Annotated in this window: 13 protein-coding genes; all 13 read left to right on the forward strand. The window is 47.3% G+C overall.

Features of this window, described 5'->3' with window-relative positions:
* Positions 1-98: 98 nt before the first annotated feature.
* The 13 genes from fabF (at position 99) to AR543_RS11175 (ending at position 13,060) form a co-directional block, all read left to right on the forward strand.
* Positions 99-1,337, forward strand: coding sequence for a beta-ketoacyl-ACP synthase II (gene fabF, locus AR543_RS11115; protein ID WP_158523956.1), 1,239 nt, complete (start codon positions 99-101; stop codon positions 1,335-1,337).
* 12 nt (positions 1,338-1,349) lie between these two features.
* Entirely contained in the window at positions 1,350-2,042 is a 693-nt protein-coding gene (gene rnc, locus AR543_RS11120; protein WP_060534387.1) for a ribonuclease III, read from the forward strand.
* Between the two features lie 155 nt (positions 2,043-2,197).
* Positions 2,198-5,770, forward strand: a complete 3,573-nt coding sequence (gene smc, locus AR543_RS11125; protein WP_060534389.1) for a chromosome segregation protein SMC — start codon at positions 2,198-2,200, stop codon at positions 5,768-5,770.
* A gap of 182 nt (positions 5,771-5,952) precedes the next feature.
* A complete protein-coding gene (gene ftsY, locus AR543_RS11130; RefSeq protein WP_060534391.1) occupies positions 5,953-6,960 on the forward strand; it encodes a signal recognition particle-docking protein FtsY in 1,008 nt (335 codons plus the stop codon).
* A 215-nt stretch (positions 6,961-7,175) separates the two neighbouring features.
* The gene (trhA, locus tag AR543_RS11135; protein ID WP_060534392.1) at positions 7,176-7,823 is read left to right on the forward strand and encodes a PAQR family membrane homeostasis protein TrhA; all 648 of its coding nucleotides are present in this window, start codon (positions 7,176-7,178) and stop codon (positions 7,821-7,823) included.
* A 226-nt stretch (positions 7,824-8,049) separates the two neighbouring features.
* Positions 8,050-8,412, forward strand: coding sequence for a YlxM family DNA-binding protein (ylxM, locus tag AR543_RS11140; RefSeq protein WP_060534394.1), 363 nt, complete (start codon positions 8,050-8,052; stop codon positions 8,410-8,412).
* Positions 8,413-8,572: 160 nt separating this feature from the next.
* Positions 8,573-9,967, forward strand: a complete 1,395-nt coding sequence (gene ffh, locus AR543_RS11145) for a signal recognition particle protein (protein ID WP_060534396.1) — start codon at positions 8,573-8,575, stop codon at positions 9,965-9,967.
* Positions 9,968-10,070: 103 nt separating this feature from the next.
* The gene (rpsP, locus tag AR543_RS11150; RefSeq protein WP_017813642.1) at positions 10,071-10,343 is read left to right on the forward strand and encodes a 30S ribosomal protein S16; all 273 of its coding nucleotides are present in this window, start codon (positions 10,071-10,073) and stop codon (positions 10,341-10,343) included.
* Positions 10,344-10,391: 48 nt separating this feature from the next.
* Entirely contained in the window at positions 10,392-10,622 is a 231-nt protein-coding gene (locus AR543_RS11155) for a KH domain-containing protein (protein ID WP_017813643.1), read from the forward strand.
* A gap of 152 nt (positions 10,623-10,774) precedes the next feature.
* Positions 10,775-11,296 carry a ribosome maturation factor RimM gene (gene rimM / locus AR543_RS11160; protein WP_060534398.1) on the forward strand — a complete coding sequence of 174 codons (522 nt, stop codon included), beginning with the start codon at positions 10,775-10,777 and terminating at the stop codon, positions 11,294-11,296.
* Positions 11,296-12,111: a tRNA (guanosine(37)-N1)-methyltransferase TrmD gene (gene trmD, locus AR543_RS11165; RefSeq protein WP_060536743.1), complete on the forward strand. Its 816-nt coding sequence runs from the start codon at positions 11,296-11,298 to the stop codon at positions 12,109-12,111. Before rimM ends, trmD begins: the two co-directional genes overlap by 1 nt.
* A gap of 45 nt (positions 12,112-12,156) precedes the next feature.
* A complete protein-coding gene (locus tag AR543_RS11170) occupies positions 12,157-12,585 on the forward strand; it encodes a hypothetical protein (RefSeq protein WP_060534400.1) in 429 nt (142 codons plus the stop codon).
* 97 nt (positions 12,586-12,682) lie between these two features.
* Positions 12,683-13,060: a hypothetical protein gene (locus tag AR543_RS11175; RefSeq protein WP_060534401.1), complete on the forward strand. Its 378-nt coding sequence runs from the start codon at positions 12,683-12,685 to the stop codon at positions 13,058-13,060.
* Positions 13,061-13,180: the final 120 nt, after the last annotated feature.

Genomic DNA, 13,180 nt, shown 5'->3' on the forward strand with positions numbered 1-13,180 from the left:
ACCTGCGATATACTGCAGGTCGGGACTTCTCCACATTTTTGGCGTCTATCGGAGTGAATACAAAATATACACATGCAGTCGATATGAGGTGAATGTGTTTGAAGCATAGAGTGGTAATTACAGGTCTCGGAGTGATGACAGCTCTGGGCAAAGACAAAGATACATTTTGGAATAATCTGATGGCCGGCAAGTCCGGTATTACACCGATTGAAGGATTTGATGTGAGCGATTATCCTACGAAAATCGCCGCACAGGTTCATGATTTCAACCCGGAAGAATATATGGAACGCAAAGAGGCGCGCAAGCTCGATCGTTTCGTACAATTTGCGGTAGCTGCTACAGCCGAAGCGCTCAAAGACAGCAAGCTGAATGTACGTGAAGATGCAGATCCTGAACGTGTCGGCGTTATTATTGGTTCCGGTATTGGTGGTCTGGGAACGTTCGAAGACCAGCACAGCATTTTGTTGGAAAAAGGTCCAAAACGGATCAGTCCATTTTTCATTCCAATGATGATTGCGAATATGGCTTCCGGTCATGTATCGATCGTTCATGGAGCAAAAGGTCCTAACGTAGCGCCTGTCACCGCTTGTGCGAGCGGCAGTCACGCGATCGGGGATGCGTTCAAATTTATTCAAAGTGGCGAAGCAGACGTAATGATTACCGGCGGAGCGGAAGCGACGATTCGTCCTACCGGACTCGCGGGATTCTGTTCGATGCGCGCCATGTCTACACGCAATGATGATCCGGCCTCAGCCAGCCGACCGTTCGATACCGGACGTGACGGATTTGTAATGGGCGAAGGTTCGGGCATACTGATTCTGGAATCTCTGGAACATGCGCAAAAACGCGGTGCTCACATTTATGCAGAGGTTATTGGTTACGGCCTGAGTGCAGATGCTTTCCACATGACAGAACCCGATCCGGATGGACCGGCACGCTGCATGAAGATGGCGATCCGTACTGCAGGTATCCAGCCGGAAGATATTGATTATATCAATGCTCACGGCACATCTACACCGGTAGGCGACAAATCAGAGACTCGTGCGATCAAAATGGCACTGGGCGAGCATGCAGCGAAGATTGCTGTCAGCTCTACCAAATCCATGACCGGTCATCTGCTTGGAGCGGCGGGCGGCGTGGAAGCGCTGATCTGTGCATTGTCTCTGCAGAACCAGATTATTGCGCCAACGATCAATCTGCATGATCAAGATCCGGAATGTGATCTGGATTATGTACCGAATGAACCGCGTCAGGCCAATTTGAATGTAGTAATGTCCAACTCTTTTGGATTCGGGGGACATAATGCCTCGATCATCCTGAAGAAATTTGAAGCGTAAGGAGTCAGTTTCTTGAACGGAGATGTGAAACAGCTACAGCAACAAATTCAAATTCAGTTTCATAACCGCCAGCTGCTCAAACAGGCGTTCACACATGCGTCTTATGTGAACGAACATCGCTTCAGTCAGCATCAGGATAATGAACGTCTGGAGTTTTTGGGTGACGCGGTTTTGGAGTTGACAGTGTCGGAGTATCTCTATAATGAATATCCCGAACGTCCGGAAGGTGAGCTGACCAAGCTGCGTGCAGCTATTGTCTGCGAGCCTTCACTCGTGAAGTTTGCGGAATCGCTTGATTTTGGACGTTATGTTCTGCTCGGCAAAGGAGAAGAACTAACAGGCGGACGTCAGCGTCCGGCATTGCTCGCAGATGTATTTGAATCTTTTATCGGAGCGTTGTACCTGGATCAGGGCCTGGATGCCGTAAAAGCTTTCCTGGATAAGTATGTATTCTCAAGCATATCGCCCGGCGGCCAGTTCCAGATGATGGACTTCAAAACGGAACTGCAGGAACTTACCCAGCATCATAATATGGGCGTTTTGGAGTACCGTATCGTCGAGGAAAAAGGTCCTGCCCATGAGCGGGAGTTTGTCTCGGAAGTATATATGGGAGAAGAGAGCCTTGGCCAGGGATCAGGCCGCTCCAAAAAAGAAGCGGAACAACGCGCGGCATCTGCTGCACTGAACCGGTTGAAGCTGAAATAACATTCTCTTTTCTGACAATTACAGGACAAACAAAGAGCAAAGAGCAGTCATAGCCCCCTTGAGGAGTACAAGAGGCACGACCGCTTTTTGCTCTTTTTCCATTGATGGAACAGCAGGTAATTATGCTACAATAGCAGTAGAGGTGAACACGAACTATGTTCCTGAAAAGAATTGAATTATCCGGTTTTAAATCATTTGCCGACAAGACGGAAATGGAGTTTGTCAAAGGCATTACAGCCGTCGTTGGACCTAATGGCAGCGGTAAAAGCAATATCTCTGACGGGATTCGCTGGGTACTTGGTGAACAGAGTGCCAAATCCCTTCGGGGTGGCAAAATGGAAGATATTATTTTTGCAGGTAGCGACTCGCGCAAGGCAGTCAGCTATTCCGAAGTATCACTCACACTTGATAATGAAGATCAGGCACTACCGCTTGATTTCAACGAAGTAACAGTGACTCGCCGCGTCCATCGCAGTGGAGACAGCGAATACTTGATTAACAAGCAAACCTGCCGTCTCAAGGATATTACCGAGCTGTTTATGGATACCGGTATTGGTAAAGAAGCCTATTCCATTATTGGCCAAGGACGGATCGAGGAAATACTCAGTACCCGTTCGGAAGACCGGCGGGGGATTTTTGAGGAAGCTTCCGGTATTGTCAAATACAAGTCCCGCAAAAAGGATGCTGTTCGCAAGCTGGACGATACCGAACAGAATTTGCTGCGCATTTATGATCTGGTGCACGAGCTGGAAGATCAGATCGGTCCGCTCAAAGAGCAATCGGCCAAAGCGCTCCATTACAAAGAACTCAAAGAAGAATTGAAACATAAAGAAATCTCGCTCTATGTACACGAAATTGAACGTATTCATACCGCATGGAGTCTGGCCGGAGACAAGCTCAAGGAACTGGAAAAGGTTCAGGAAGCACTGGCAGCAGTAGTAGCCGGTCATGATGCCAAGCTGGAAAATGAACGCGGTGCCCTGCGTGAAGCGGAGCAGGCTGTCGAGCGGCTGCAGGAGCTGCTGCTGCAATACAGCGAGCAGGCCGAAAAAGCAGAAGGAATGGGCGAGCTGCTCAAGGAGCGCCGTCAGAATCTGGAGAACAATCGCAAACAATTGGGAACGGCACTGGAGCGCAGTGAAGAGCGTACCAGTCAGCGTACGGGTGAGACCGAGCAGCTGCAAGCCCGATTGGCTGAATTGAATGAACAGCTGTCTACTCTGCAGCAGACGCTCATACACGAAGAAGAGCGGCTGACCGGGATTAATGGAGGCATTCAGCAGAACCAGGAAGAAAGTCTGAAAGGCGATCTGTTGGAGCTCATGAATACGATGGCGCAGACGCGCAACGAAATCCGTTATGCCGATCAGCAGACTGAAGCGACCCAGCGTCGTATGGTACGAGCCGAGAGTGAATCCGGCAAATGGCGTGACGAGAAAAAGCGTCTGGAAGACAGCAAGACTTCATTAACTTCGGTTATGGAAAAGCTGGCCAAAGAAATTGCCAAAGTCAGAACAGATTATATCCAGCAGAGTGAGCAGCTGCATGCACTGCAGAAATCCGGCGAAGAGATGCAGACCTCGATCCGCAAATGGGAGCAGCGCCGGGAAGCACTTATTTCCCGCCGGGATACGATGCAGGAGATGCAGGAAGATTTTGAAGGGTTTATGCTGGGTGTCAAAGAAGTGCTCAAAGCATCCCGAAATAATCAGCTGCCCGGTGTACATGGTGCAGTAGCAGAGCTGATTCGGGTGCCGGAGCATCTGGAGCAGGCGATGGAGACGGCACTCGGTGCCTCTGTTCAGCATGTGGTTATGGAAAATGAAGAAACGTCCCGCCGCGCGATTGCTTTCCTGAAGCAGCGTCAGCTAGGACGTGCGACATTCCTGCCGCTGAATGTTATTCGTCCTCGTCGTATTCAGGACAGTGACAAGCGATTAGCGGAAAGCGCCGAGGGCTTTGTCGGTATTGGAGCGGAGCTGGTTGGCTATGATGATCAGTATGCATCAATCGTTGGCAGTCTGATCGGCAGTGTCGTCATTGCTGAGACGCTGGAACAGGCGAACCGTATAGCAGCCAAGCTCAGCTATCGTTACCGTGTAGTTACACTCGAAGGTGATGTAGTCAATGCCGGCGGTTCCATGACAGGCGGAAGTCAGCACAAGAAAAACAACAATCTGCTGGGACGCAAGCGTCAGCTGGATCAGCTGGGTGAACAGATTATCGAGAGCGAAGCACAGATCAAACGTCTGCAGCAGGAGATTCAGCAGATGCGTCAGCAACTGCAGGATACCGAGAGCCGACTGGATCAGCTGCGTTCTGCAGGTGACCGCAAACGTACAGAAGAACAGCAGGCAGCCGGTGAGCTCAAGCAGCTGGAGCATGAGTTCCGTCATGTGAACGAGCAGTATGAACTGTATGGTCAGGAGAAGACTACCTATAACGAAGAGCTTGCTGCTATTGCCAAATCGCGCAAGGAATCCGAGCAGAAATTGGCTGAACTACAGAAGCAGGAGCAGAAAATCCAGGCGGATATTCAGGCGGCCGAGCAGGCACGCAAATCGAATGAGTCGGTGAAAGAAGAGCTTCAGGAGAAAGTCACCGATCTCAAAATTCGTGAAGGCAAGTTCAGTCAGGAAATTTTCTCGCTGGAAGAGCAAATGTCACGTACCCAGGAAGAGTCCCAGGATTATGGACGTGAGCTGGAAAGCAACCGCGAACAGTTGTTAGCAATTGATAAAGATCTGGAAAAAAACAGTCGTGAGCAGCAGCGTCAGCAGGAAGAACTGATTCGTCTGCGACGCAAGCGTACCGAGACGAGCGAAGAACTGGAACTCAAACGTGCAGAACGAACACGACTGCAGCAAAAGCTAGATGAAGAAGAAAACAAAACCCGTGAGCAGCGTAATGAACTCAAGACTATAGAAGATGAGCTGCGCAAAACAGAAATCCAGGTCAATCGTCTTGACGTGGAACTGGAGAATATTTTGTCCAAGCTGCAAACAGATTATGAACTCACCTATGAAATGGCCAAGCAGCGCTACGAACTGCCGGAAGATGTGCAGAACACCGAGCAGGAAGTACGCGATTTGAAATCACGGATTACCGCGCTGGGTGATGTGAATCTGGGAGCGATCGAAGAATATCAACGCGTTAATGAACGCTATGAATTCCTGTCTGAACAGCAAAATGATCTGATAGAAGCCAAAACAGCTCTTTATCAGGTGATTAAGGAAATGGATGATGAAATGTCCAAGCGTTTCAAGCATACGTTTGAAGCGATTCGCGGACAATTCGGAACTGTATTTGCCAAGCTGTTTGGCGGAGGCCGTGCAGATCTGGTGCTGGCCGATCCGGAGCGTATGCTGGAGACGGGTATTGATATCGTCGCTCAGCCACCAGGCAAAAAGCTGCAAAATCTGCAGTTGCTCTCCGGCGGAGAACGTGCATTGACTGCTATGGCGCTGTTGTTTGCTATTTTGCAGGTTAAGCCGGTTCCATTCTGTGTACTCGATGAGGTGGAAGCGGCACTCGATGAAGCCAATGTGGTACGTTTTGCGCAGTATTTACGCGAATTTTCGGGGCAAACCCAGTTTATCGTTGTTACCCACCGCAAAGGTACCATGGAAGAAGCAGATGTATTATATGGTGTTACCATGGAAGAAGGCGGAGTGTCCAAGCTCGTCTCCGTTCGTCTTGATGATGTAGACGAGGCGGATATTGCCTGACAACCGGCTTGCCAGTATTCAGCCTGCGATACAGGCATAGGTAAGGCAAAAGTAAAATCAAGCGATACAGGGACAGATATAATGAAAGTGGCAGCATTACATGGAATCCAGTCTTTTCATCATATTCACTCCTATTTAATCAATCATAATTCGAACAAAGCATATACCAATGGAGGCATTCTATGAGCTTTTTCAAAAAACTAAAAGAAAGCATTTCCCAAAAAACAGAAACCGTCACTAAGCAGTTCCGTGACGGTCTGGAAAAAACACGCAAAGGATTCGTCGAAAAAGTATCCGATCTGGTTATTCGCCGCAAAAAAATCGATGAAGAGTTCTACGAAGAACTGGAAGAAATTCTGATCGGTGCAGATGTAGGTGTCAATACGGTTATGGCACTGATCGATGATCTTCGCGTCGAAGTCAAGAAAAGAAAGATCGAAGATGCGGCGGATCTGCAGCCGGTATTGTCCGAGAAACTGACCGAGCTGCTGCGCGGTGATGAGAATCCGGGACTTCAGATGAGTACTGATGGCATTACAGTTATCCTGTTTGTCGGCGTAAACGGTGTGGGTAAAACGACTACCATTGGTAAAATGGCACACCGCTTCAAGCAGGAAGGCAAAAAAGTTATGCTTGCTGCCGGGGATACGTTCCGTGCCGGTGCTATTGAGCAGCTGGAGGTATGGGGTCAGCGCGCAGGCGTTGAAGTGATCAAGCAACAGTCCGGTTCGGATCCGGCAGCTGTTATGTATGATGCGGTTCGCGCAGCTAAACAGCGCGGAGTGGATGTATTGCTGTGTGATACAGCCGGACGTTTGCAGAACAAAACCAATCTGATGGAAGAGTTGAACAAAATTTTCCGTGTTATTCAGCGTGAAATTCCGGATGCTCCTCATGAAGTGTTGATGGTACTGGATGCAACTACAGGTCAGAATGCGCTGAGTCAGGCGAAATTGTTCGGTGAGAAGAGCGGAGTAACAGGTCTGGTACTGACCAAGCTGGATGGTACAGCCAAAGGCGGTATCGTTATTGCAATCCGTCAGGAGCTGAATCTGCCGGTTAAATTTATTGGTTTGGGCGAGAAAATTGACGATCTGCAGCCATTTGACAGCGAGCAGTTTGTTCATGCTCTGTTTGCCGGACTGATCCAGGCAGAAGAAGAAGCCGAACAGGCAGATGCTGCCGAGTAATCACCCTGTATGGATGAAGATGAACTGCACGGGGATGTAGCCCGGGTGGAATGTCAGGGCAAATAGGTTTACAATGAATAGAGTATCTACAATTCGGATCAGCATCACAACATTTCTGGGGGAAGCCGTTAAAGGACTGAACACCAGATGATACAGGACTTGTATAGAGACAGATAAAGAGGATTGGATACGGAAACGAAGAGAGGAAGTGAACTATGGCGGATACGTACACTTATACGCGCAAGGAAGAAGTGGTCAATGCGGTCACTCATGGAATCGGTGCAGTTCTCAGCATCGCTGCGCTCGCCATACTGATTACATTTGCCAGTCTGAAGGGAACGCCATGGCATATCGTGAGCTTCACGATCTATGGAATTACCATGCTGCTGCTGTATATCAGTTCAACACTCGTGCACGGTTTCAAAGACGGAAAAGCCAAGGATTTATTCGAAATCTTCGACCATTCAGCCATTTATCTGTTTATAGCAGGAACCTATACACCATTTATGCTGCTTGCTGTTAAAGGTACGCTCGGTTGGAGCATTTTCGGAGTTGTGTGGGCGATTGCATTGTTTGGATGTGCATTCAAAGCCTATTTTGTTAAGCGATTCTTGTTTATGTCGACTATTTTTTATCTGTTGATGGGATGGCTTATTGTAATCGCATGGGGACCTCTTACGGCGTCACTTGCGCCAGGAGGCATGGCACTGCTGATTGCTGGTGGCCTGATGTATACGCTGGGTACCGTGTTTTATGTATGGCGCGGATTTCCTTTTCATCATGCGGTATGGCATCTGTTTGTATTGGCTGGCAGCATTCTTCATTTCTTTGCCGTACTTTTTTACCTGTTGCCGCTTCGTTAAAAAACAGTTTTAATAATGGTAACAAGCCGGTTTCCTAGGTATTTTCACCTTATCTTAGGAGCTTGTATCCCTTGATTTATATGACACAAAATCCCGCTAAAACAAGCGGGATTTTTTTATGAATAAATGTTAAGGTAAAATGCTTGACATCTTATTTTATTTTCGATATGATATAAAACGTTGATGTGCTGTAAAGTGTTTTTCCTTGACGGAGGGAGTGTCCCGGATGAGTCAGGAGAATCGGCTCGAAAAAACGAACCGGATTAATTTACTTTTTGATTTTTATGAACTGCTGCTGACCGAAAAGCAGCAAATGTTCCTTAAATATTATTTCCATGATGACTATTCCCTTGGCGAGATTGCAGCCGAGTTCAATATCAGCCGTCAGGCAGTATATGAGCACATTAAGCGTGCGGAACAGGTTCTGGAAATGTACGAACAAAAGCTTGGACTGATGGACAAGCATTATCAGCGGGCCAAAGAACTGGAGAAGCTCAAAGCAACGCTTCATCAGAGCGGACTGGATGAACATCATCAGGCAGAAGCGCTAGAGATTATGGATCATCTGGAAAGCATTGACCGACTGTAATCCGATCGACAATGATACACTCGCAGGACCGGATTAGTACTACATAACCGGATGCGGTATACTATATAAATGTACAACTGCAACAAAATACGGCAGACGACACTGATTCTGCTGTCGATACAGCTTATCGAAGAATGAAATGAAAGCGAGGTGAGGACACATGGCATTTGAAGGATTGACGACACGGCTGCAAAATGTATTCAGTAAACTTCGTGGTAAAGGTAAAGTATCCGATGAAGATGTAGCTGAAGCAATGCGTGAAGTACGACTGGCTCTTTTGGAAGCAGACGTTAACTTCAAAGTCGTTAAGGAATTCATTTCCAAAGTCAAAGAAAAAGCAGTCGGCAAAGAAGTCATGGAAAGCTTCACGCCGGGCATGGTCATCATCGATATCGTAAACAGAGAATTGACTGAACTGATGGGCGGTACGCAGTCCAAGCTGGCCAAGGCAACCAAGCCACCAACCGTGATCATGATGGTTGGTCTGCAGGGCGCGGGTAAAACAACCACTTCCGGCAAGCTGGCACGAATGCTGCAAAAGCAGAACCATCGTCCACTTCTGGTAGCAGGCGATATTTATCGCCCGGCTGCGATCAAGCAGCTGCAGGTACTCGGTGAACAGATCAAAGTTCCCGTCTTCTCGATGGGTGATCAGACCAGTCCAGTAGAGATCGCACGTCAGGCTCTTCAGGAAGCGAAGACTAACAACAATGATTATGTGATTATTGATACCGCTGGTCGTCTTCATATCGATGAAGCGCTGATGGATGAACTTCGCCAGATTCATGAATTAACCAATCCCGACGAAGTACTGCTCGTTGTTGATGCAATGACAGGTCAGGATGCTGTAAATGTAGCTGAGAACTTTAACAATCAGTTGCAGCTGACTGGTGTAGTACTGACTAAGCTGGACGGCGATACCCGTGGTGGTGCCGCATTGTCTGTCAAAGCAGTAACCGGCTGCCCAATCAAGTTCGCTACATTGGGTGAAAAGCTAGATGCACTGGAAGTGTTTCATCCGGAACGTATGGCATCCCGTATCCTCGGTATGGGTGATATGCTCTCCCTGATCGAGAAAGCCCAGCTGAATATCGACGAGGACAAGGCCAAGGAAATGGAGCGCAAAATGCGCAACGCCGAGTTCACGTTCGAGGATTTCCTGGAGCAGATGGATCAAGTCAAAAAGCTCGGTCCGCTGGATCAGATTATGGATATGCTGCCCGGTATGGGCAAAATGAAACAAACACAAAATCTGCAAGTCGATGACAAGCAGGTGGGCCGGATCGAAGCAATTGTTCATTCGATGACGGTGCAGGAGAAACAGCATCCGGAAGTGATTAATCACAGTCGACGCAAACGGATTGCAGCAGGCAGCGGAACCTCCGTAGCCGAAGTAAACCGTCTGATCAAGCAATTTGATGAGATGCGTCGCATGATGAAGCAATTCTCGGATATGATGGATCCGAAAAGCGCCAAAGGCGGCAAAAACAAAATGATGAAACAAATGCAGAAGCTGAGCAAAGGCGGCGGAGGCATGAAGTTCCCATTCCGTTAAGGAAATGGAACGGCAGCGCCGATTACAAAGCTCTGTGCACAATGGATTTTAACAGCTTAGCTGTAAAATAGAAGTGTGAATTATTTGAAGGAGGTGAATTCTCTTGGCAGTACGCATTCGTCTGAAACGTATCGGTGCTCACAAAGCGCCTTTCTACCGTATCGTTGTTTCCGATTCCCGTTCTCCTCGTGATGGACGTTTTATCGAAGAAATCGGTACTTACAACCCAGTTGCAGAACCATCTGTAACTAAAATTGATGAAGAAAAAGCTTTGAAATGGCTTCAAAACGGAGCGCAAGCTTCTGACACTGTTCGCAACTTGCTTAGCAAAGCGGGCGTGATGAAAAAATTTCACGAGCTTAAACACCAAAAATAATAGCTGACAGCGGCTGGGTTAACCAGCGGGGCACATGGAGGGTCAACGATGGAACAATTAGTAATGGTTATTGCTAAGGCTCTGGTAGATCATCCGGAAGATGTGTCGGTAAACGTGGTGGAGAAGGATAACTTGATCGTATATGAACTTAGCGTCCATCCGGACGATGCCGGTAAAGTTATCGGCAAGCAGGGACGTATCGCCAAGGCCCTTCGCACCGTTGTTACCTCTGCAGCAGTTAAGACACATAAACGGGTTACCGTTGATATAATGTCTTAAAAATATACGAAAAAGGGTTAGGAGGAATCCTAGCCTTTTTTCGTACATTTTTTGCAACAATAAAGACATTAGAAGACAACAGGTTATAGTCCCATCTGCGTCAGGCAGGTTATAATAACAATCATATCTTGGAGAAAGCAAAGGAGAACGAAATGTCAGAACAATGGTTAATGGTAGGCAAAATTGTTAATACTCACGGAATTCGTGGAGAACTCAAAATATATCCGAATACGGATTTTCCCGAAGTACGCTTTGCACCAGGCAACAAACTGCAAATGATCAATGAAGAAACAGGTGCCAGCCAGCAGGTTGAAGTGCAAACCTCCCGTCTGCAAAAAAATATGTATGTAATCCGCTTCAAAGGATTCGGAAATATCAATGAAGTGGAACAATATAAAGGCTGGGTGCTGAAAGTATCCAAAAACGATACGGTCGATCTGGAAGAAGATGAATATTATTTCCATGAGATCATCGGATGTGAAGTGGTTACCGACGAGGGACAGTCGTTGGGTGTAATTACCGAGATCCTGACTCCCGGTGCGAACGATGTATGGGTAGTAAAACCGGCAAAAGGCAAAGATATTTTAATTCCTTATATTCATGATGTGGTGCTGGACATCAATGTAGAGGACAAGAAGATCACTATTCATGTGATGGAAGGCCTGCTGGAATGATGAAGATTGATGTACTGACTTTATTTCCGGAAATGTTTGCTGGTGTGTTTGGTTCCAGCATTCTGGGTAAAGCGGCGGATAAAGGGATAGTAGAGCTGAATGCGGTCAACTTCCGTACTTATTCCACCAGCAAGCACGGTACGGTCGATGATACACCGTATGGTGGAGGCGGAGGGATGGTATTGAAGCCGGACCCGATTTTTGCTGCGGTAGAAGATTTGCTGGCGCAAAAGCAGCTGTCGTCTGACGTATCCGGGGAACAAGCATCTGTATCTTCTCCGGTTGATAGCAGCGTGTCATCGGATGCGAAGCCGCGCATTATCCTGATGTGTCCACAGGGTGAGACATTTACACAGCAAAAGGCAGAAGAGCTGTCACGTGAACAGCATCTGATCTTTATTTGCGGACATTATGAAGGCTATGATGAGCGGATCCGTGAGCATCTTGTTACGGATGAGCTATCGATTGGTGATTATGTGCTAACTGGCGGCGAAATCCCGGCTATGACGGTTGTAGACAGCGTTGTACGCTTGCTGCCTGGTGTACTGGGCAATGAGAGCAGCGCGGTAACCGATTCGTTCAGTACCGGTCTGCTCGAATATCCTCATTATACGCGCCCAGCCGAGTTCCGTGGTATGAAGGTGCCGGATGTATTACTGTCTGGGCATCATGCCAATGTAGAGAAATGGCGGCGCGAGCAGTCACTGCTGCGTACTCTGCAGCGTCGTCCCGATCTATTGGAGCAGGCAGAGCTGACAGCAGCGGAGCGCCGCTGGCTTGCCCTCCAGAATAATCAGTCCGAAACAGCGGAATAACGGACTTTATGTAATTATATGATTGGTAGCAGGGCAGGTGTAATCATGAACGAACTGCAAAAGATTGATTTTTCATGGAAAATTGAAAGCTGCAGTGATCCGCTTTTTTGTTACGATGAATATGGATTGAAAGTATCGTTTATGATCTTTATGGGAAAAGAAATCAGGCAGTCGGATATCAGTAAATGGCTTTCTTTATATAACGTAGAGGATGAACTGCAAATTCCTGATAAAGAATATAATCATTCGGGTTATCGCATAGCGAATTTCAGTTTTTCGGGTTTTCATTCTATGTATTGCACCGACAGGGAATCAGGGCTTGCTGCTTATATGGATGTCGCCAGTGATCCGCCCGCTGTCTACCGGGAAGTGAATAAAGAGAATAATACGCTGGGCTATGTCTTTGTAGGACATGACCTGTTTTTGTCGGTTAAAGCCCAGGCATACTGTATCGATATCCATTTTTTACAATAAATAAAATGCTTGTATAACATGTTTTTTTCTAGAGCAGTTCATACCGGAATTAACGCGGTAACCCTACTGGCAAGGTGATAAGATAGGAGTCTGGAAAATGTCGAATTCGAATGAAGTAACCGGTCATCCAACAGGATGGGTACAACAGCTGGGCAGTGATCTGCGCAGCCAGGGTTACGCGTCTGTATTGCACCAGGATTTTAACGATCAGGATGCAGATAAAATTATCGGTCAACTGCTGCCCGAGTTTAAATATTTATTGTATATTCATGCCGATGAACGCAGAAAGTATTTTATTGCCGATTATGCAGGCCGCAATACAGTGATCAAGCTGCTGGAGCGAATGGTAGATAACAAAAAAAGTGCCCGCCTGAATATACAAGAGTCTGATCGAGTCGGTTATAACCGCTATAGCGATGAGATTCAGCGGCTGAGTGAACTGAAAAAAATGCTGCTGCAGGAACGTTTTGGCTAAGTATAAAATAAAGCTGATGATCCTTCAAAAAAGTATTGTCAGCAGCTATCAATGTATGGTATGATTCGAATGTTGTGTGAATCTGGTGGTCCTCTGCAGACAATGATGAGAAGACAAAAG

Origin of the sequence: Paenibacillus bovis (assembly GCF_001421015.2) — a bacterium.
Taxonomy (GTDB): domain Bacteria; phylum Bacillota; class Bacilli; order Paenibacillales; family Paenibacillaceae; genus Saccharibacillus; species Saccharibacillus bovis.